Origin of the sequence: Aerococcus sanguinicola (genome assembly GCF_001543145.1) — a bacterium.
Classification (GTDB): Bacteria; Bacillota; Bacilli; order Lactobacillales; family Aerococcaceae; genus Aerococcus; species Aerococcus sanguinicola.
Genome location: NZ_CP014160.1, coordinates 314,311 through 333,728, shown reverse-complemented (window position 1 = coordinate 333,728; position 19,418 = coordinate 314,311). Strand labels below are relative to the sequence as shown.

The 19,418-nt window shown below is 49.5% G+C and carries 19 protein-coding genes; 15 read left to right on the top strand and 4 right to left on the bottom strand.

Annotated features, from left to right (window positions below):
* Positions 1-34 precede the first annotated feature (34 nt).
* Positions 35-790: a triose-phosphate isomerase gene (gene tpiA, locus AWM72_RS01685; RefSeq protein ID WP_067972212.1), complete on the bottom strand. Its 756-nt coding sequence runs from the start codon at positions 788-790 to the stop codon at positions 35-37.
* 343 nt (positions 791-1,133) lie between these two features.
* Between tpiA and AWM72_RS01680 the strand changes: the two genes are divergently transcribed.
* The 6 genes from AWM72_RS01680 (at position 1,134) to dhaM (ending at position 6,086) form a co-directional block, all read left to right on the top strand.
* The gene (locus AWM72_RS01680) at positions 1,134-1,841 is read left to right on the top strand and encodes an HAD family hydrolase (RefSeq protein ID WP_067972209.1); all 708 of its coding nucleotides are present in this window, start codon (positions 1,134-1,136) and stop codon (positions 1,839-1,841) included.
* A gap of 119 nt (positions 1,842-1,960) precedes the next feature.
* Positions 1,961-2,311, top strand: coding sequence for a 50S ribosomal protein L19 (gene rplS / locus AWM72_RS01675; RefSeq protein ID WP_067972206.1), 351 nt, complete (start codon positions 1,961-1,963; stop codon positions 2,309-2,311).
* Between the two features lie 639 nt (positions 2,312-2,950).
* Positions 2,951-3,685 carry a CPBP family intramembrane glutamic endopeptidase gene (locus AWM72_RS01670; RefSeq protein WP_158444710.1) on the top strand — a complete coding sequence of 245 codons (735 nt, stop codon included), beginning with the start codon at positions 2,951-2,953 and terminating at the stop codon, positions 3,683-3,685.
* A 463-nt stretch (positions 3,686-4,148) separates the two neighbouring features.
* Positions 4,149-5,129 (top strand): dihydroxyacetone kinase subunit DhaK, encoded by a 981-nt coding sequence (gene dhaK / locus AWM72_RS01665; protein ID WP_067972201.1) that lies wholly within the window; start codon positions 4,149-4,151, stop codon positions 5,127-5,129.
* Positions 5,130-5,131: 2 nt separating this feature from the next.
* On the top strand, positions 5,132-5,725 hold the full coding sequence (gene dhaL / locus AWM72_RS01660) for a dihydroxyacetone kinase subunit DhaL (RefSeq protein WP_067972194.1): 594 nt from the start codon (positions 5,132-5,134) through the stop codon (positions 5,723-5,725).
* Positions 5,718-6,086, top strand: coding sequence for a dihydroxyacetone kinase phosphoryl donor subunit DhaM (dhaM, locus tag AWM72_RS01655; protein WP_067972191.1), 369 nt, complete (start codon positions 5,718-5,720; stop codon positions 6,084-6,086). The genes dhaL and dhaM overlap by 8 nt, the downstream gene beginning before the upstream one ends.
* Before the next feature lie 202 nt (positions 6,087-6,288).
* Here dhaM and AWM72_RS01650 read toward each other — a convergent pair whose 3' ends face one another.
* Complete coding sequence (locus AWM72_RS01650) at positions 6,289-6,654, bottom strand: PH domain-containing protein (protein ID WP_067972188.1); 366 nt, start codon at positions 6,652-6,654, stop codon at positions 6,289-6,291.
* A 254-nt stretch (positions 6,655-6,908) separates the two neighbouring features.
* Positions 6,909-8,270, bottom strand: a complete 1,362-nt coding sequence (locus tag AWM72_RS01645; RefSeq protein ID WP_067972185.1) for an FAD-dependent oxidoreductase — start codon at positions 8,268-8,270, stop codon at positions 6,909-6,911.
* A gap of 180 nt (positions 8,271-8,450) precedes the next feature.
* Here AWM72_RS01645 and AWM72_RS01640 point away from each other — a divergent pair, with 180 nt between their 5' ends.
* Positions 8,451-9,335 carry a mechanosensitive ion channel family protein gene (locus AWM72_RS01640; RefSeq protein ID WP_067972183.1) on the top strand — a complete coding sequence of 295 codons (885 nt, stop codon included), beginning with the start codon at positions 8,451-8,453 and terminating at the stop codon, positions 9,333-9,335.
* Positions 9,336-9,933: 598 nt separating this feature from the next.
* Here AWM72_RS01640 and AWM72_RS01635 read toward each other — a convergent pair.
* Positions 9,934-10,257 (bottom strand): nucleotide pyrophosphohydrolase, encoded by a 324-nt coding sequence (locus tag AWM72_RS01635; RefSeq protein ID WP_067972179.1) that lies wholly within the window; start codon positions 10,255-10,257, stop codon positions 9,934-9,936.
* A gap of 174 nt (positions 10,258-10,431) precedes the next feature.
* On the opposite strand from AWM72_RS01635, the gene hpt reads away from it, so the two are divergent.
* The 8 genes from hpt (at position 10,432) to leuD (ending at position 19,417) form a co-directional block, all read left to right on the top strand.
* The gene (gene hpt / locus AWM72_RS01630; protein WP_067972177.1) at positions 10,432-10,968 is read left to right on the top strand and encodes a hypoxanthine phosphoribosyltransferase; all 537 of its coding nucleotides are present in this window, start codon (positions 10,432-10,434) and stop codon (positions 10,966-10,968) included.
* A gap of 529 nt (positions 10,969-11,497) precedes the next feature.
* Positions 11,498-12,205: a DUF937 domain-containing protein gene (locus AWM72_RS01625; protein WP_067972174.1), complete on the top strand. Its 708-nt coding sequence runs from the start codon at positions 11,498-11,500 to the stop codon at positions 12,203-12,205.
* A 107-nt stretch (positions 12,206-12,312) separates the two neighbouring features.
* Positions 12,313-12,864 (top strand): GNAT family N-acetyltransferase, encoded by a 552-nt coding sequence (locus AWM72_RS01620; protein ID WP_067972172.1) that lies wholly within the window; start codon positions 12,313-12,315, stop codon positions 12,862-12,864.
* A complete protein-coding gene (locus AWM72_RS01615; RefSeq protein WP_067972170.1) occupies positions 12,861-13,727 on the top strand; it encodes an NAD(P)-dependent oxidoreductase in 867 nt (288 codons plus the stop codon). The genes AWM72_RS01620 and AWM72_RS01615 overlap by 4 nt, the downstream gene beginning before the upstream one ends.
* Positions 13,728-14,832: 1,105 nt before the next feature.
* On the top strand, positions 14,833-16,365 hold the full coding sequence (locus AWM72_RS01610; RefSeq protein WP_067972166.1) for a 2-isopropylmalate synthase: 1,533 nt from the start codon (positions 14,833-14,835) through the stop codon (positions 16,363-16,365).
* A 3-nt stretch (positions 16,366-16,368) separates the two neighbouring features.
* Complete coding sequence (leuB, locus tag AWM72_RS01605; RefSeq protein WP_067972163.1) at positions 16,369-17,424, top strand: 3-isopropylmalate dehydrogenase; 1,056 nt, start codon at positions 16,369-16,371, stop codon at positions 17,422-17,424.
* A gap of 3 nt (positions 17,425-17,427) precedes the next feature.
* Positions 17,428-18,834 carry a 3-isopropylmalate dehydratase large subunit gene (gene leuC / locus AWM72_RS01600; RefSeq protein WP_067972156.1) on the top strand — a complete coding sequence of 469 codons (1,407 nt, stop codon included), beginning with the start codon at positions 17,428-17,430 and terminating at the stop codon, positions 18,832-18,834.
* A complete protein-coding gene (leuD, locus tag AWM72_RS01595) occupies positions 18,821-19,417 on the top strand; it encodes a 3-isopropylmalate dehydratase small subunit (RefSeq protein ID WP_067972153.1) in 597 nt (198 codons plus the stop codon). Before leuC ends, leuD begins: the two co-directional genes overlap by 14 nt.
* The last annotated feature ends 1 nt before the right edge of the window (position 19,418 follow it).

Below are 19,418 nucleotides of genomic sequence, written 5' to 3'. Positions count from 1 at the left end.
GGGGGCTCTATCTTTATTTAAATTTTAGATCAACTTATTTAACCGCATCAATAATCCCAGTGAAGCTGTCAACTTCTAGGCTGGCGCCACCAACGAGCACGCCGTTGATGTTGTCTTGGGATAGGATTTCTTTGGCGTTAGCGGCTTTAACAGAACCGCCGTAGAGGATGCTGGCTTCTTTAGCGACATCTTCTGAAGTCAATTCCGCAATGACTTGACGGATTTCTGCACAGACTTCTTCTGCGTCTTGGGCAGAAGCTGTCTTACCAGTTCCGATCGCCCAGATGGGTTCGTAAGCGAAGACAACTTGTGAGATGTCATTAGCGTCTAAGCCTTTGAGGGCAGCCTTTAATTGTTCCGTGATGAAGGCCACGTATTCATTAGCTTCACGTTGTTCAAGCGTTTCACCCACACAGAGGATAGGGGTCAACTTGTTGTCTAAGGCAGCTTTCACCTTAGCGTTGATCTCTTCGTCAGTTTCTTTGAAGATTTCGCGGCGTTCGGAGTGGCCGAGGACCACATAGTCTACGCCGAGGTCGCTCAAGGCAGCAGGGCTAGTTTCGCCTGTGAAGGCACCGCTATCTTCAGAGTAGCAGTTTTGGGCTCCCACTTTAAGGGCAGAATCTTGAGTGCGTTCCACAGCGTCAGCTACGAAGAGGGCAGGTGGGATAACGACCACATCAGCGTCCACGTCAGCGTCCACTTGGGCTTTTAAGTCATCGATGAAGCTTTTCGCTTCCCCAGCAGTCTTGTTTAATTTCCAGTTTCCGGCAATAATTGTCTTAACCAATTTAAAATCTCCCTTCAGAAATTAAGTACACTTGTATTCTACCATTTTTGCTTTGAAAACACTATTGTAAAGTGAAGAAAATCTCAAAGGGGGTGGAGGCTAGCGGGAGAAATAGAGCTCTAGACCAAGAGAGCATAGAAGGTTGAAGGCCGCCTTCTATAGTTTCTTGTGAAGAAGACCTATTTCTGCTAGCCTGAGCCCAAGAAATAAGCAACATAAAAGTCAGTTCCAGCGAAATTTATGACGAGGCGCCTAAGATTTTTCTCATTCGCTAGGGAAGGGGCTGAAATGTGTTAGAATGGAGGGGATGTGTGACGCGAGAAGAGAGTGAGAAGGAGAGTTTATGCTGAAGAATTTTATTTTTGATATTGATGACACCCTCTACGACCAGATGGATCCCTTCCGCCGGGCTTTGACAGAGGTCTTTCCCGACTTGGACCAGGATCGGGCGCCGATCTGGTATAAGAAGAGCCGCTATATTTCGGATACAGAATTCCCAGGTCTTGCCTTCGACCCCGAGGGCATCAAGCAGATGCAGATCAAGCGCATCCAGTCCCCCCTGGCTGATGATGGGATTGACATTTCCAGTGAACAAGGCTGGGCCTTCCAAGAAGCCTACCAGCGCTACCAAAAGGACCTGGACCTCCAAGACGATATGCGCCAAGTCCTCGACCTAGTCAAGGAAGCGGACCAGGCCATGGGTGTCATTACCAATGGCGAAACCGCTAAGCAATGGGCCAAGGTAGCGACCATGGGCTTGACGGACTGGATTCCAGAAGCCTATATCCTGGTTTCAGAAGAGGTAGGGGTGGCCAAACCCGAGCGCGAAATTTTTGACCTGATCTGCCAGCGGATGGGTATCCGACCTGAAGATAGTGTCTACTTCGGCGATAACTTCAAGCACGATATGGTGGCGGCCAAGGAAGCTGGTTTCTACACGGTTTGGCTCAACCACCGGGACCGCGAATTTGAAGGGGTTGACGACTATGTGGACCAGGTCTGCATGAACTTCCCTGAGGTCCTCACTTGGGTCCAAAAAAATCTCAAATAATCCTTTACAAATCCGCGCGAGTTTGGTAGACTATGTACTTGTGAGTAATTGTCACGTATCAAACGATATTCCGCTGGCAGGACGGCCTGCTATGAGTGTTTGTTGGAAGGAGAAAAAACATGAGTAAATTAATTGAAAGCATTACAAATGAACAATTACGTTCTGATATCCCAGACTTCCGTCCTGGTGACACCGTTCGTGTCCACGCTAAGGTTGTCGAAGGTGACCGTGAACGTATCCAGATCTTCGAAGGTGTTGTCATCAAACGCCGCGGCCAAGGTATCAGCGAAACTTACACTGTTCGTAAGATTTCTAGTGGTGTTGGTGTGGAACGGACTTTCCCAGTTCATACCCCACGTGTTGACCAAATCGAAGTGATCCGTCAAGGTAAAGTTCGTCGTGCGAAATTATACTACTTACGTGATCGTCACGGTAAGGCAGCTCGGATTGCTGAACGCCGTCGTAAATAGTTCGATAGATATTGAAGCAGCAGGCTTGGCTTGCTGCTTTTTCTTTTTGGGGGATGGGTATATAAATTGTAATGATGAGCATCCGTTCCGCTTTTGAATTTGATTGTTAAATATTCAGAGGATCAACACTGGCTAAAGCCGTCTTGTACTTTATCCGTAAGTCGCTATCGCTCCAACGGCTAAAGCATAGCACCGGCTCGAGCCAAGGTCTCTCGCCTAGCGAGACTTAAACGGACCGTATGGCTAAAGCCTACGCTCCGTAATTCGCTTCTAGTTGGGTTCAAGCTAGCAGAAATAGCTCCTCTTCACAAAGAGCCGCCGAAGACTTTCAGTCTTCTCTGTCTCTTTGCTCCAGAGGTCTATTTCTCCCACTAGCCTTCGCACCCTGGCTTGCTTGTTCATGGCTAACAATCAACTTCAACGCTTCACTCCTGCTCATGAGTAAATTGTTAATTACCAAAAAACAATGTTTAACTTATGGAAAAAGTGGAATTTTCTCTCTTACAAAAATGGCAGTTTGATGCCTGCTTCATGACTGACTCTTATGAGGGAAAGGACCCGCTGGTTAAACCGCTTTCCCTTTTTGATTGAGTTGGGCTTTTTGCCTGTGTTAAAATGAAGTTAAAGGAGGTCGTGATGATGACTGAAGAATATACGACGGAAGAGAAGGGCTGGGGGCAGCGCTTCTTGGATATTTTGAAATGGCTTGGCTTAATGGTTTGGGGGACCCTGCCTATGGGCTTGATGCTTGTGGTCAACGGAAATTCCCACAGGTTATCATGGCCAGTAGTAGCTATTTTGACCCTCTTAGTTCTACTTTTTGCTTATGTGACTTACCGTTTTCTTTATAATTTTTATTACAAACGCGCCCAAGGCAAGGATAACTTCGACCGCTTGGGATGGAAGGACGTAGGAATCGTTTTCCTCTATTATATTGGGGTTCGCGTGGCGGTGGTAGTCTTGACCATGGCCAACCAAGCTGTGTATGAGACAGGGGTATCGGCCAATGACCAGATGCTCTTCTCCGGTAATCCTGATTTGGTCTCGCCTATTTCCAATATTGCCTTCTTCATTATGATGGGCTTTGCGGTGCCTTTTTTAGAAGAGTTGGTCTTCCGGGGCATCTTCCAGCACCTCTTCTTCAAGGCTGAGAGCTTCTGGTGGCCCCTGGTCTTGAGTTCAGTGATTTTTGGTCTCAACCACTTGTCCAGTAACATTGTTGAGGCGGTGATGTACATCATCATCGGGGTGGCCCTCTACCTGGTCTACCGCCGGCGGAACAACATCAAAGACGCCATCCTACTCCATATGATGAACAACGGCTTCGCTGCCATCATCCTCTTAGGCTCCTACCTCTTCCACATACTCGGCTAAAACCACCCCTCCCAGTCTTTCCAGGCTGGGAGTTTTTTGCTTTCTTTATCAAATTGTGCTAGTGAGCATCCGTTCCGCTTTTGAATTTAATCGTTAAAGAGCCGTGGCACCGGCTCGGGCCAAGGTCCCTCACCTAGCGAGCTTCAAAGGGCTAGTAACGGCTAACGCCGACTATCCCTAATTCACATCGCTTGCTTTGTCACGGCTAACGATCAAATTCAAAGCTCAACTCCTGCTCAAAACAAGTTGGTAAAGAATTATTGTTTAATCAGTAGTCATCCACCATAAAAACAAAGAATCTTTTTTTGATTCAATTGAAATTCAAGGCCCAAATTCAACAGTGCAAGGCATGCTCAACTACTCTGTATAATAGAAGATTAAAAAATAGAAAAGAAACCGCTTTTATGTTAAATTATAGGAGAAAAGAATGTGCGCATCGAATGAAAGAAAGGAAAGATCAATCATGAAAAAGATTATCAACCAAGCTTCGGATGTGGTCGATGAGATGCTTTCGGGCATGGTTCTGGCCAATCCCAAGATCGAGCGGATTGAGGATACAGGAATCCTCCTAGCCAAGGACCGGCCCGACCAAGTTTCGGTCATTAGTGGTGGGGGCAGCGGGCACGAGCCTAGCCATGCCGGCTTTATTGGGGATGGCATGCTGATGGGAGCGGTTTGTGGCCAGGTCTTCACTTCGCCAACTTCCGACCAGGTTTACCGGGCCATCCAGGAAGCCAACCAGGGCCAGGGAGTCATGCTGGTGATCAAGAATTATTCGGGGGATATCATGAACTTCGAGATGGCCATGGAGATGGCGGAGATGGACGATATTCCGGTGGCTAAGGTGGTCGTGGATGACGACATTGCGGTGGAAGATTCCGACTTCACCCAGGGCAAGCGCGGGGTGGCTGGCACTGTCTTCGTTCATAAGATTCTTGGCGCTGCTGCCCGGTCTGGAGCCAGTCTGGAAGACTTAGCCAGCCTGGGTCAGCAGGTAGTCGATCATTTATCCTCCATCGGCCTAGCCTTGTCTGGCGCCACAGTCCCAGAGTCCGGCAAGCAAGGCTTCAACTTGGCCGATGATGAGATCGAGTTCGGGGTCGGCATCCACGGTGAGCCCGGCTACAAACGCGAAAAACTCCAACCTTCCCGGGCGATGGCCCAAGAAATGTTGGAGAAGCTGAAGGCCTATAACCACTGGCAGGCCGGGGACCGCTATGCCATCCTCGTCAACGGCATGGGGGCTACGCCGCTGATGGAGCAATATATCTTTTTAAATGATGTGATGGGCCTCCTAGCAGACGAGGACTTGGACATTGCCTTCACCAAGGTCGGTAACCTGATGACCTCGATTGATATGGCAGGGATTTCCCTGACTTTCTTAAAATTAGAAGACGATTGGCTGGACCTACTCCAAGCCGATGTTGACGTGGAAGGATGGTAGACATGAGTCAAGAACAAGCAGTGCGCGAGGCTTTAAGCCTTTTTAGCCAAAAAGTTACGGAAAACAAGGACTATTTGTCCGAACTCGATACGCCAATCGGGGACGGGGACCATGGTGGCAACATGAAGCGGGGCGTGGATGCCCTCCAAGAGAAGCTGGACGACCAAGCGGAGGATGCCTCAGTGGTGGACCTCTTAAAGGCGGCAGCCATGGCGATGATGTCCAAGGTTGGCGGGGCTTCGGGTCCGCTCTACGGGACGGCCTTCTTGGAGATGGCCAAGGCCTTGCAGGGTCAAGCGGGCGACTGGGGAGCCGCTATCCAGGCAGCAGCAGATGGGATCGCCAAGCGCGGCCATGCCCAAGCTGGGGACAAGACCATGCTGGATGTCTGGCTGCCCGCTGCGGAAGCTGCCCAGGAAGGAAAGCTGACCGCGGATCAGATCGACAGCTGGGTTCAAGCGACAGAGGACATGCAGGCGCGCAAAGGTCGGGCTTCCTATGTGGGCGAACGGTCAGTTGGCCACATCGATCCCGGAGCTATGTCCACCGCTTACTGGCTCAAGGCCCTAGTGGAAGCAGGTGTTCTCAATGACTAGCGCCATTCTTTTAGTTTCCCACGTGGAAGGCCTAGCCCAGGGTGTGGTTGACCTCTTGGAAGAAGTAGCTAAGGACGTCGAAATTATCCAGGCCGCTGGGCTAGATGATGGTGGCATCGGGACCTCCTTCGAACGGATCCAAGCTGCCATCGAGGCCTCCCAAGCCGACCAGATCTACGCCTTCTATGACCTCGGCTCAGCCAAGATGAACCTGGAAATGGTCCAGGAAATGTCCGACAAAAAAATCACCATCTATGACACTGCCTTTGTCGAAGGTGCCTACAACGCCGCTGCCCTCACCCAGGCCGGTTTGAACCAGGAAGAAATGGAAAAACAGTTGAAAGATTTAGTGGTTAAATAAAAATCGCTTAGAAATAGATAGCGCTAGCGAGCATCCGCTACCTCTTGAAAGTAATCGCTAAAGAGCCATGGCTAAGTCTCAGTTTCAACGCCCCACTCCTGGTCTTAAGATCGTTCTAAGGCGATAACTTTAATCGCTAGCTACTAAATAAAAAGTGCCGATTCTCTTTTTATCGAGAGAATCGGCACTTTTTATTATGCAGTTAGAGACAAACGCGGGCGAGGAGGTCGTCGAATTCGCGGACGTCTACCTTGCGGCCGAGGCTGATCTTGATATGGCCTGCCCGGGTCCAGAGTTCGATTTCAGAAGTGAAGTCGAGCCGGCCCGCATTTTCCGTAGACCACATGTTGATGGACCGGTAGGGGAGGCTGTAGATTTCAATCTTCTTGCCGGTTAGGCCCTGGCTATCGCGGACAATCAAGCGCTTGTTGGTAAAGATAGCCACATCACGGATGGTTTTAAAGGCGCGGAAGGCTTCTTCACCTGGCACTAACATCTTTTGAACGTCATCTGGAACAGGCACTTCTTCGTCAAAGATCCAGGACGTGACTTCATTAATTTCGGACATAGGGTCCTCCTTTTTTGCCTTTAGTCTAACAAAAAGCAAGCAAAAAAGCTAGGCGGGTGGCCTAGCTTTAAAGTGGTCTGTTTACTTGGGTTTGCAGAGGCAAAAGCTTCTTAGCGCTCTTGCTCATACCCTGTAGTCGGGTTCAGGCTGGCAGCTTTCGTGTCACTTCACAAGTCACCGCCGCAGTCTGCTTGACTGCTCTGGTGACTTGTTCCAGTGAACGAAAGCTAAGCGCCAGCCTTCACACCCTTTTTTTAAAACAATTGTTTGTCGCTGCCGAAGCGTTGACCGAGTGCTTCTTGGGCGACTTGGTTGAAGTAGTGCCAGGTGTTGTCGTATTCGGGTTGGAAGAAGAAGTCGGCTAAGGCGAGATCTTCGAGGGTCCAACCGGCTGAGATGGCAACGGATAGGGTGTTGATGTCCCGTGCTAAGTTGACGGTGGACATGATTTGTGCCCCAACTAATTTGTGGTCGTCCTTGCGGTAGTGGATCTTCATGAAGACATCTTGGTCGTCTTTCATAAATTTAGGCAGGACAGGAATTTGTAGGAATTGACTTTCCACTTCACCGTCTACTTCTGCCTTGTCGCAATCCTTAACCCCCGTTGCCGCAAAGTGGTAGTCGAAGAGGGCTAAGCCGCTAGTCCCGTTGACGCTAGGTGATTTGACTTTATTTTCCCCAGCAATGATGTTTTGGGCAGCTGTAACGGCTTGGCGGCGGGCATTGCTGGCGAGAGCGATGGCCTTGCCTTTACCAGTTGGGGTAAAGGGGATTTCAGTCGCATCACCGGCAACATAGATGTCTTTCACAGAGGATTCCAGGTATTCGTTGACTTTAACGAAGCCCTTGTCATCCAATTCCAGGGTACCCTTGAGCCATTCGGTGTTTGGTTTAACCCCAACAGCGAAGAGAACAGTGTCGGCAGGGTATTCACCCTTGTCTGTAATCACTTTGGCAACTTGGCCATCTTTGCCTTCGATGGATTGGACGCATTCATTGCCGTGGAAGTCGAGCCCTTTATCAGCTGCATGGGCTTCGAGGACTTCGGTGAATTCCTTGTCCAGGTAAGTTGGTAAGATGCGGTCTTGGCTGTCGATCACAGTTGTCTTAATACCAGCCTTGGTGAAGGCTTCAGCTGCTTCGATCCCAATGTAGCCGCCACCCACAACGACTGCTTCTTTGGCTTCAGCCATGCGTTTTTTGACGCGGTCTGCCCAGTCACGGCCCCGCAGATAGTAGACGTGGTCGAGGTCAGTCCCTTCAATAGGGAGTTCAACCGGAACAGCCCCTGGACTTAAGAAGAGCTTGTCATAGCTGACTTGGTGTTCGCCTTGGTCATCTTTAACAGTCACTTCTTTTGCATCACTGTCAATAGCAACCACTTGGCTATTGGTGTAGGCATTGATACCTTGTTTCTTGTAAGAGTCTTCTGTCGCATAGTGGAGGTCATCCAGATGATCGGACTTGCCTTCTAAGTAAGACTGGATCCCACAGGACAGGAAGGACATAGTCGATCCACTTTCGTAGAGATCGATTTCGATATCTTGGTCTGCCTTGAGTAAGGTTTGAACCATTTCGTAACCTGCATGGGATGTCCCAACAACAACAACTTTCATATAATAAATCCTCCTTTATAGATCTTATACCTATATGCTAGTATAAAGCGCTTGATTTAACAAATAAAAGGCTCAAAAGATCGTGAGAATTATGATAAAAAATTTCCTAGCCTTTTGCCTACTTATAAAACTCCAACTTATGCTAAGATTAGAATGAGTGAACAAGCAAAGGAGGCGCTTATGAACCATTTCTTAGAATACCTCAACAGTGACCAACTCGATTCTGAACTCTTTATTGAAAAGGCTCTCTATTCCTTGGCTGCTATCTTGTTGACCTTCTTCCTCATGAAGGGGCTCAAATGGCTCTTACCTAAACTAACGGATAATGAAAACCTGGCCCAGCGGATTAACCGCTTCAGCCGACTCATTGTCTTTTTCTTGGCCTTTATCTTTATCCTCAGCCTCTGGTTCTCCCAGGCCAAGCTCCTGGGGGTCATCATCCTGATCATCCTGGCCTTCCTCACCCTGGCCTCGCGGGATGTGGTGGTGGACCTGGTGGCCTATCTCTATATTATCCTGCGCTCGCCTTTAGAAGTGGGCAGTGTGATCGATATTAATGGCGTCTCCGGCGAAGTGGTGGACCTGGATTTTCTCCAGATTAACCTCGCTGAAGTGGGGACCATGACCAAGGCCCGGACCCATACCGGCCGCTACATCTCGGTACCCAACCGCTGGATCTTCGAGCATGCCATCTACAATTACAACCATGATAGCCCCTATGTGGTGGTGGATGTTATGGTGCCTATTGATTACGGCCAAGACTTGGAAAAGGTGAAGAAGATTACCGCCAAGGTGGCCTATGAAAAGTACGAAGGCTTCCTCGAACAGTGCACGGAAGAAGAACTCAAACTCTTCAAACGGAAGATGGATGGTTTAGAGGCCTCGACCAAGCCCCAGATCCGGATCGAATACGGCAACCGGTCCATGAATGTCTACATCCAATTCTTCACTCCTTATGATAAGATCGCCGTCAACAAGATGATCATGCAAAACGCCCTCTACTTCGACCTGCGCAACCGCGGCATCCAAGTCACCAGCATGCAAGTGGTTAAATTTGAAGAATAGAATGCGTCAATAGTCGTCTAGCCCTGGATGATTGGCAGAAAAGCCGGGCGAGTCATGCCTAAGACTCGCCCGGCTTTTTATGATAGGGATTTTAGGATCGGGACCATTGTAAGTTACAAGCAATCCCCACTCCCCGACTTTGCTTGTGGCTTGCTTCATTCCAACAGCCATTCGGAGCTCTCCATTGTGGCTTGAGGACTCGCAAGACTCACTCCAAGGTCTCGAATGTGTGTTGGTCGTCCGCAACACACATTCGAAGGTCTTGAGTGTGTGTCAAGACTTGCCAAGACCCAATCGCAGGCTCCGTTTGGGGGTTATCAGTTTTTAAGTATGTATAATCACCCTCCACCCCCTTCTTAGTCTGGTTCGCAGTTGCAGACTTGAAGTGACTTCACCCAATCGGAACGATCGGCTAAAGCCGCTCTTTTCCGTTTGGGCTCCAGTCATTCAAGTCTGGGCGCAACTGCTCACATCCTTCGTAGTCGGGTTCGGTCGCGCAGAAGTGGCTCCTCTTCACAAAGCGCCACCGAAGACTTTTAGTCTTCTCTGACACTTTGCTCCAGAGGTCCACTTCTACCCGCGCTCCCTCACACCCTTCCTAAATCTCCGTATATTTTTTATTCTGTCCCCGGCTCTTGTCCACCGGATACTTAATGGCATTCTTGGCGAGTTTGCGGGGGATGAGTTCTTCGATGTCGAGGTCCAAGTTGTCCGCTAGCATGAAGGCATAGATCAGGACATCAGCCAGTTCATCCTTGATAGCTTCGATGTTCTGGTTACCTTCCTCCGCGCTCTTCCACTGGTAGATCTCCAGGAGTTCGCTCGCCTCCAGGACCAGAGACAGGGCCAGGTCCTTCTCATTGTGGAATTGCCGCCAGTCTCTTTCGTCGCGAAAAGCGTTAATATCGTCCATTAGGGTCATTTAAATCATCCTTTCTTTAATGCTATTATAAGGCTTTTGCTCGCTTGGACAAAGGGCGGATGATTGTAAGGTACCCAATTGCCAAGCTGAGCCCTTTACTGGTAGAATAGGAGTAACCAGGCCTCAAAATGAGGCCTCAGTATAAGCTTTAAGCAGAAGTGGGAGTGTCGAATGATGGATGAATTAATGGAAGAAATTCTAGTTTCTAAGGAAGACCTGCAGGCCCGGATTAAAGGGTTGGCAGCGGAAATTGCCCAAGACTACCAGGATAAAAATCCGCTCTTGGTCTGTGTGCTCAAGGGGGGCATGCCCTTTATGGCAGACCTGATGAAGGAGATGGATATTCTCCTGGAGATTGATTTTATGGATGTGTCGAGCTATGGGGATGGCTTCGAGTCGACCGGTGAGGTGAAGATTGTCAAGGACCTCTCCCAGCCGGTCAAGGACCGCCATATCATCTTTGTGGAGGATATCATTGATACTGGACGGACCCTGACCTATCTCTACCAGGTCTTGGAGAGTCGTCAGGCAGCTTCCATTAAGACCGTAGCTCTCCTAGACAAACCCGCTCGCCGGACCAAGGACTTCCAAGCTGACTGGATTGGTTTTGAGATTCCTGATAAGTTTGTGGTGGGCTATGGCTTGGACTTCAAGGGCCAATTGCGCAACTACCCACAGATTGCAGTTCTCAAAGAAGAAGTTTATAGTTAGGAGTTTAGCGTCAGGTAAAAGCCTGGTGCTTTTTTGTTGAAAAACATCATTTTAACTATTAATGGCACGGGTGAGCATGCGTTCCGCTTTTGAATCTGGTCCTTCATATGTTTTTTTGCTAGGCCCTATTAAAATGAATATGTAAATTAAGAAATCCAATTTACATATTTTTTGTAATTAACTTTAATATTGAACTTAGCAATATATGTTAGAGATGAGCAGTAGTGAAGCTTTGATTGTGATCGTTAGCCGTGACCAAGCAAGCGATGTGAATTACGGATAGTCGGCCTAAGCCGTTACTAGCCGTTTGAAGCTCGCTAGGCGAGAGACCTTGGCTCGAGCCGGTGCCACGGCTTTTTAACGATCACAATCAAAGCGTAACGGATGCTCATTAGTGCAATTTAGATAAACAAGCTATAAACAAATTAAATATGAAAAAATTATTTTACTTGATAATAGGGATTCATTTTGTTTGTGGGGGCTGTTTTTTTGAATTATAATAAAAGAAAAAAGAAGGGACGTGTGTGTAATGGGTTTATTTGACCAAGCAGGCAATTTAATTGGGATGTTGACGGGTCAGGGCGGCCAGTCCAATGACTCCTTAGCCAAGCAAGCCAATGTTTCCTCAGCGGACTTCGGGAAGATTATGACGCTGGGCTTGCCGATGATTATGAAGGCGATCAACCGCAACAGCCAGGACCAGTCGGGGATTGACTCGCTCAACCAGGCCCTAAATGACCACGATAAGGCCGACCAGTTCGAATCCGTCGATCAGGCAGCTAAGCAAGTGGACCAGGAGGATGGCGACAAGATCCTCAACCATGTCTTCAAGGATCAGAATGAGAAAGAAGGGATCATTGATAAGATCGCCCAAGCCTTGAATATGGATGCGGCCTCTGTTAAGCGGACCCTGGTTGTCCTAGCGCCCATGGTTCTCATGTACTTGGCCCACCGCCGGAAGTCCAACAATGTATCGGCCGAAGATATGGGCCAAGAAGCCGACCAAGTCTCTCGTGAAGTGGAAGACCATGCCCGCCAACAAGAAGGGGGCAGTCTCTTAGAACGGGTCCTCGATGCCGTGACCGTAGATGAAAACCAGACTGAAGACGATAGCCTTCTAGGTAAGGTCATCGACAATGTCACCGTCGATGAAAAGGACCAAGCATCTAAGAAAGAAGCGAATCAAGAGGACGACGGCGGTCTCTTGGGCGGCCTGATTGATAAGCTGACCAAGTAAATGTATCATTCTTTGAAAAAGCAGCCCTGGAAGCTGCTTTTTCTTTATTTTCAGAGGCCAATCTGCCACAATAGGATTAAGAAGACTTTATGGAGAGGGGGAGATGGATGGCGGAGCTGATTATTGAAGCGATCCCTGTTGAGGAAGCGGGGTACTTGTCTGAACTGAGCCGCGAGTGTTACTTGGCGACTTTTGAGGGAACGTGTTCGGATGAGGATATGACGGCTTACTTAGAGACCGCTTATGCGCCAGAGCGATTGGCCCAGGAATTGTCCCAAAAAGATGCTTCCTTCTATTATCTCAAGGAGGGTGACGCTATCTTGGGCTATATCAAAATCAATCGCGGCGACCAGCAGTCGGAAGAACAAGCCCGAGACTGGCTAGAGGTCGAACGCCTCTATATTCGTCCGGGATACCAGGGGCGAGGGCTCGGTTCGGTACTTATGGATTTTGCCCTGGCTAAGGCTGGAGACTGGAGCTGCCCCTATATTTGGTTGGGGGTTTGGGAGCATAATCTGAGGGCCCAGGCCTTCTATAAGAAATATCACTTTGAACGTTTCTCCGAGCATGCTTTTGTGATGGGCGAGGAAGTCCAGTGTGACTGGCTCCTCAAACGTCCCCTGCAGGTCGGTGAAGAAAGGGAGGAAGATGACAGATGAAAGTTGGATTTATTGGTTTGGGTGTGATGGGACAGTCCATGGCCCGGCACATCCTTGAAGCAGGTTATGAGCTCTTTGTCTATAACCGCACCAAGGCCAAGGCAGATGACCTAGTTGCTTCGGGAGCGCATTGGTGTGATTCACCTGAAGCCCTCGCTGGCCAGGTGGATTTAGTCTTAAGCATTGTCGGCTATCCCGATGATGTGCGGGATGTTTACCTGGGTGACCAGGGCCTCTTTGCGGGGGCGCGCCAGGGGCAGATCTTTGTCGATATGACCACCTCAACGCCGGCCCTAGCCCAGGAACTAGCCCAAGCTGGTCAAGACAAAGGCATCCAGGTCTTGGATGCTCCCGTGACAGGGGGCGATATCGGGGCACGCGAGGGACGTTTGACCTGCCTATTAGCGGGCGACCAAGCTGCAGCGGATAAAATTCGCCCTGTCTTAGACACTTTCTGTGCCAGCGTCCAGTACTTCGGCCAAGCAGGTGCTGGCCAGCATGCCAAGATGGCTAATCAGATCATGATTGCTGCGACCATGTTAGGGGTCATGGAAACCCTCGTTTATGCCAAAGCGGCGGGGCTCGGTGTCAACCAGGTCATTGACACCCTATCCTCAGGTGCCGCTGGGAACTTCTCCTTGTCCTCCTATGGGCCACGGATTGTCAAAGGTGACTACAGCCCCGGCTTCTTCGTCAAACACTTCATCAAAGACCTGGGCATCGCCCTAGCCGAAGCCGACCGCATGAAAATCGACCTCCCCGCCTGCCAAATGGCCTACGACTTCTACCAACGCCTAGCCAGCAAAGGCTACGAAGACGCCGGCACCCAGGCCCTGATGAAACTCTGGGATGAAAAATTTTAAAACAGGGTGCGAAGGCTAGCGCTAAGCTTAGAAAAGTCCACTGCCTTACAAATTTAACAAATCTAGTATTATGCTGAGAGGTTGAGCTTTTGTCTCAACCTTTTTATGTGCTAAATTGACGCTTCTCTTCCCTAAAGCTCTTCAACTTTCAAATGAGGGCCTAGTTAGCAAGTAGTCCCTTTTCAACTTTCAAACGAGGGTCTGGTTAGCAAGTAGCCGCTCTCCAACTTTCAAATGAGGGTCTAGTTAGCAAGTAGCCGCTCTCCAACTTTCAAATGAGGACCTAGTTAGCAAGTAGTCCCTCTCCAACTTTCAAACGAGAGCCTCCTTAGCAAGTAGCCACTTCTAAAATTTACGAATAGGCCACTTTAATAGGAAACCATAGAATTCTAAGTCAATCTTTTTTATAACCATTCTACATTTCCTAGCATAATTTAAATTTTAACTAGAATTTGTTCAGCAATGCATTTATGAGCAGGAGTGAAGCGTTGAAGTTGGTCCTTAGCCACGTCTAAGCAAGCAAAGCGAATTACGGCTAGTAGGCTAATTTTTAGCCGTACGAGCCGTTTGAGATTTGCTAGGCGAGAGACCAAGGCTCGAACCGGTGGTGTATAGCTATCTGAGCGCAAGCGACTTACGGATATAGTACAAAACGGCGTTAGCCGTTCTTGACCCTTTAAAATTCAAGGACCAAATTCAAAAGCGTAACGTATGCTCATCAGCACCGTTCTAAAAGCTTTACAAGCCAAAGATTAAAATCATTTCAAAAAAACTTAATTTTTCCGCAATAATAGTTTGACAATTCGATCAAATTAGACTAAGATTAAAACATGAATTAAGAAACCACAGAAAGGGAGTAAGAGACATGGACTTTATGACTTCGCAAACTAACATGCCAATGACCAGCAACTATCCTTGTTGTAAACTTTTCCGTCAACTTGCTCTCTTATTATTATGCTAGCAGGCGCATATGTGGTTCTTAAACTAACATCTGCGTCCTATTTGCGTACACAAAGGGGAGCAGGTGGCAGGCACCTTGTTCCGTAACAAGGTGCCTTTTCTTTTGAAGTGATGGATTCCAAAAATGTGGAAAGGGAGAGACGAAATGAAACAGATCGATTTTTTTGATACAACCCTCCGTGATGGGGAACAGACGCCAGGCGTTAACTTCAATACCCAAGAAAAAGTTCGTATCGCTAAACAATTAGAAGAGTGGGGCATTGATGCCATTGAAGCCGGCTTCCCTATTTCAAGTCCTGGTGACTTCGAAGCCGTGAAAGCTATTGCAGATAGCCTAGAGTCAACAACGACTGTTGGTCTGGCGCGCTGCCGTGAGAAGGATATCGATGCGGTTCGTGATGCCTTAGTGAATGCTAAGTCACCTTCCATCCACGTCTTCCTTGCCACCAGCCCGATCCACCGCGAATATAAATTAAAGATGACTAAAGAAGAGGTCCTTGAAAATATTGCCCACCATGTTCGCTATGCCAAGCAATACTTCGAAAGTGTTCAATTCTCACCGGAAGATGCGACGCGGACCGAGCTCGACTTCTTAGCTGAAGCTGTTAATACCGCTATCGAAGCCGGGGCAACCATTATTAATATCCCAGACACGACCGGCTACACTAACCCTAAAGAAATGGCCGAGATCTTCCAATACTTACAAAAGGAATGTCCGAAGTTCGATGAGGTCATGTTCTCCTGCCACTGCCACAATGACTTAGGGATGGCAACGGCCAACGCCTTAGCAGCGATTGAGAACGGGGCCACCCGGGTAGAAGGAACCATTAACGGGATTGGTGAACGAGCTGGGAACACAGCCTTGGAAGAAGTAGCCACGGCCTTAAGAATCCGGGAAGACCACTACCAATGCACCAGCCATATCAACCTGGAACAGACCAAGCGCTTGTCTGATCTCGTGTCCCACTTGTCCGGGATGCCTGTTCCACGTAACAAACCGATCATCGGGGACAATGCCTTCGCCCATGAATCCGGCATCCACCAAGATGGCGTCCTCAAGAATGCCTCAACTTACGAAATTATTACGCCACAAATGGTGGGGGTTCAAACCAATGCCTTGCCACTGGGTAAACTTTCTGGCCGTCACGCCTTCAGCAAGCGTCTGGAAGACTTGGGCTTCGACTTGTCAGAAGAAGATATCAAGTCTGCCTTTGCTAAGTTCAAGGTCCTGGCTGATAAGAAGAAACAGGTATCGAATGAAGATATCCGCTACTTAGTCCTCGGCCATGAAGATGAACAAGCCGCTGACTACAAACTGGTTAGTCTCCAATTGATGACGGGGACCAATGGCATTCCATCTACCGTGATCCAAATCAAGGAAAACAAGGAAGATGCCGAAGTGGTAACCGGCCAAGGCATGGGCAAGGGGCCGATCGAAGCCATCTTCAATACGGTCGATGACATCATGCAGGCCAATTCCCACTTGACCGACTACCGCTTAGAAGCTCTGACCGGTGGGATCGATGCCCAGGCTGAAGTCCATGTGGCTGTTGCTAATGAAGACGGGACCCAGTACAATGGGAGCGGGATCGACTACGATGTGGTCACCGCTTCCGCCATGGCCTATGTCCAAGCCTGCGGTAAACTGAAAGCTGACCAAGACACAAAGGAGGCCTAGCCGATGACTGATACCAAGAAGATTGTTGTCCTAGCTGGGGATGGCATCGGTGAAGAGATCATGGCCAGCGGTTTGGCGGTTCTCGATGCGGTAGCTGACCGCTACGGTTACCAGTTTGACCTTGATCCTCAGCCCTTTGGTGGAGCTGGGATCGACGCTTGCGGCCATCCCTATCCAAAGACTACCCAAGAAGCCCTCCACCAAGCGGATGCCATCCTCTTAGGGGCCATTGGAGCACCCCAGTATGAGCACTGCGAGGTCACCCCTGAAGCCGGGCTCTTAGCCATGCGCAAGGACTTAGGCCTTTTCGCCAACTATCGGCCGGTGAAGGTAGGGGCTTCCCTAGCCGACCTCTCGCCATTAAAGGCTGACCGGGTGATTGGGACAGACTTTGTCGTGGTGAGAGAGTTAACTGGCGGGGCCTATTTCGGCGACAAGGTGGAAGGGACGGACTATGCCTCTGACCTCATGCCTTACCGCCGGGAGGAAGTGGAGCGGATTGCCCGCAAAGCTTTCGAACTGGCCCAGAGCCGGCGCGGGAAATTAACTAGCGTTGACAAGGCTAATGTCTTAGCCTCTAGCCGCTTGTGGCGCCATACGGTTGAAGCCATCAAGGCGGACTATCCGGATGTTGAGGTCAACCACCTCTATGTCGACGCAGCATCGATGAAGATTGTCACCCAACCCCAGGACTTCGATGTGGTCTTAACCGAGAACCTCTTTGGGGACATCTTATCCGACGAAGCTTCTGTTCTTTCTGGCTCTTTAGGCATGCAGGCCTCGGCTAGCCACGGCACAGTGGGGCCTTCGCTCTACGAACCCATCCACGGCTCAGCGCCTGATATTGCCGGCCAGAATATCGCCAACCCCATGTCCATGATTCTCAGTGTGACCATGATGCTCAGACAGAGCTTTGGCTTCTATGAGGCCGCCGACTTTGTGGAAGCATCAGCTGAAGAATTAATGGCTAAAGGAATAAAAACCAAGGATTTAGGGGGTGAAGCAAGTACGACGACCTTTACCCAAGCCTTGTTAGACTTGATGAAAGGAGCCAAATAAAAAATGGGAAAAACACTCTTTGATAAAGTTTGGGACCGCCACGTCCTAGCGGGCGAAGAAGGCGGGTCGCAGCTCCTCTATGTGGACTTGCACTTGATTCACGAGGTAACGACGCCTCAAGGTTTTGAGTCCTTACGTGAACAGGGACGGCCAGTGAGACGCCCGGACAAGATCATCGCGACTATCGATCACAATGTGCCAACGAAAGATGTCTTCAATATTAAAGATGAAATCAGCCGCCAACAGATCGATGCCCTGCGCAAGAACTGCGAGGACTTCGGCATCGAGCTTAACGGTATCGGCTCGGATGGCCAGGGGATTGTCCATATGATTGGACCAGAACTCGGGGCCAGCCAACCAGGACGGACCATCGTCTGCGGGGACTCCCACACGGCGACCCACGGGGCTTTCGGTGCCCTGGCTTTCGGGATTGGTTCCTCAGAAGTGGAACACGTTCTCGCTACCCAGTCGATTTGGCAAACCAAGCCCAAGAAAATGGGGGTTGAAATCACCGGTAAGCTGCCCCACGGAACCTATGCCAAAGATATTATTCTTAAATTAATTGCGAGCTACGGTTCCGGCTTCGGGACAGGTTATGCAGTGGAATACTTCGGGGAAACCATTGAAAATCTAACCATGGAAGCCCGGATGACCATCTGCAACATGAGTATCGAATTTGGCGCCAAGATGGGGATGATCGCACCCGACCAAACCACCTTCGATTGGATTGAAGGCCGGCCTGAAGCTCCAGAAAATATGGCAGCCGCCATTGCGGACTGGAAGGAACTGAAGACCGATCCGGATGCCCAGTATGATGCTTATATTAGTTTGGATGTATCGGACCTCAAACCTTATGTGACTTGGGGGACCAACCCTGAGATGGGGGTCGCCATCGACGAACCCTATCCTGAAATCAACGGCAATGCGGACTATGAGCGGGCCTATGAATACATGGATGAGGAACCCGGCATGTACCACCAAGATGTGCCCCTCCAACATATCTTCATCGGCTCTTGCACCAATTCCCGCCTGAGCGACCTGGTGGAAGCCGCCAAGTACCTCAAGGGGCATAAGATTGCCGATAATATTTCAGGCATTGTGGTTCCTGGCTCTAAGCGGGTGAAGCATGCAGCAGAAGAGATGGGCATTGCCCAAATCTTTATTGACGCAGGTCTGGAGTGGCGGGAGCCAGGCTGTTCCGCCTGCCTGGGCATGAACCCGGATAGCTATCCAGCTTATGAGCATGTTCTTTCAACCACCAACCGGAACTATGAGCACCGGATGGGCCAGAATGCGCGGACCCACCTAGCCAGTCCCGCAACCGTAGCGGCCTCAGCCGTAGCCGGTAAGATTGTTGATGTTCGCCAAATCCAACCAGCAGAAATCGAGGTGGCAGATGGAAGCTATTAGACAGCACACCGGCCGTGTTGTGCCGATGATGAACGATAATATTGATACCGACCAGATCATGCCCAAAGCCTTTATCAAGCGGATCTCCAAGTTCGGTTACGAAGACTTCATCTTCTTTGAACAGCGCTACTTGGACAAGGAGATGACTGACAACCCTGACTTTATCCTCAACCAAGACGCCTACCAAGGGGCCAGCATCTTAGTGGCTGGCGACAACTTTGGCTGCGGGTCCTCGCGTGAACACGCGGTTTGGGGGCTCAGCCAGTATGGCTTCAAGGTAGTCATTGCAGGAAGTTTTTCGGATATTTTCTACATGAACTGTACCAAGAACTCGCTCCTGCCAGTTGCCATTGAAGATGAAGCCTACCGCCAGGGTCTGGCTGACCTTGATCCTGAGACAGAGATTGAAGTGGACCTTGAAGAACAAGTCATCCACTCACCATTGGGGGACAAGCATTTTGACATCGATGATCAGATCAAGAACAAGTTCCTCCAAGGTCTGGACGATATTACGGAAACTTTGAAACACGAAGATGCTATCGCCGCTTATGAAGCAGCGAATGACCATAAATATGATGCTTAAA

What these genes read in the sequence shown, in the direction of transcription:
- AWM72_RS01680 (WP_067972209.1), top strand. Translation starts at nt 1,134, where the DNA reads ATGCTGAAGAATTTTATTTTTGATATTGATGACACCCTCTACGACCAG.
- rplS (WP_067972206.1), top strand. Translation starts at nt 1,961, where the DNA reads ATGAGTAAATTAATTGAAAGCATTACAAATGAACAATTACGTTCTGAT.
- AWM72_RS01670 (WP_158444710.1), top strand. Translation starts at nt 2,951, where the DNA reads ATGACTGAAGAATATACGACGGAAGAGAAGGGCTGGGGGCAGCGCTTC.
- dhaK (WP_067972201.1), top strand. Translation starts at nt 4,149, where the DNA reads ATGAAAAAGATTATCAACCAAGCTTCGGATGTGGTCGATGAGATGCTT.
- dhaL (WP_067972194.1), top strand. Translation starts at nt 5,132, where the DNA reads ATGAGTCAAGAACAAGCAGTGCGCGAGGCTTTAAGCCTTTTTAGCCAA.
- dhaM (WP_067972191.1), top strand. Translation starts at nt 5,718, where the DNA reads ATGACTAGCGCCATTCTTTTAGTTTCCCACGTGGAAGGCCTAGCCCAG.
- AWM72_RS01650 (WP_067972188.1), bottom strand. Translation starts at nt 6,654, where the DNA reads ATGTCCGAAATTAATGAAGTCACGTCCTGGATCTTTGACGAAGAAGTG.
- AWM72_RS01645 (WP_067972185.1), bottom strand. Translation starts at nt 8,270, where the DNA reads ATGAAAGTTGTTGTTGTTGGGACATCCCATGCAGGTTACGAAATGGTT.
- AWM72_RS01640 (WP_067972183.1), top strand. Translation starts at nt 8,451, where the DNA reads ATGAACCATTTCTTAGAATACCTCAACAGTGACCAACTCGATTCTGAA.
- AWM72_RS01635 (WP_067972179.1), bottom strand. Translation starts at nt 10,257, where the DNA reads ATGACCCTAATGGACGATATTAACGCTTTTCGCGACGAAAGAGACTGG.
- hpt (WP_067972177.1), top strand. Translation starts at nt 10,432, where the DNA reads ATGGATGAATTAATGGAAGAAATTCTAGTTTCTAAGGAAGACCTGCAG.
- AWM72_RS01625 (WP_067972174.1), top strand. Translation starts at nt 11,498, where the DNA reads ATGGGTTTATTTGACCAAGCAGGCAATTTAATTGGGATGTTGACGGGT.
- AWM72_RS01620 (WP_067972172.1), top strand. Translation starts at nt 12,313, where the DNA reads ATGGCGGAGCTGATTATTGAAGCGATCCCTGTTGAGGAAGCGGGGTAC.
- AWM72_RS01615 (WP_067972170.1), top strand. Translation starts at nt 12,861, where the DNA reads ATGAAAGTTGGATTTATTGGTTTGGGTGTGATGGGACAGTCCATGGCC.
- AWM72_RS01610 (WP_067972166.1), top strand. Translation starts at nt 14,833, where the DNA reads ATGAAACAGATCGATTTTTTTGATACAACCCTCCGTGATGGGGAACAG.
- leuB (WP_067972163.1), top strand. Translation starts at nt 16,369, where the DNA reads ATGACTGATACCAAGAAGATTGTTGTCCTAGCTGGGGATGGCATCGGT.
- leuC (WP_067972156.1), top strand. Translation starts at nt 17,428, where the DNA reads ATGGGAAAAACACTCTTTGATAAAGTTTGGGACCGCCACGTCCTAGCG.
- leuD (WP_067972153.1), top strand. Translation starts at nt 18,821, where the DNA reads ATGGAAGCTATTAGACAGCACACCGGCCGTGTTGTGCCGATGATGAAC.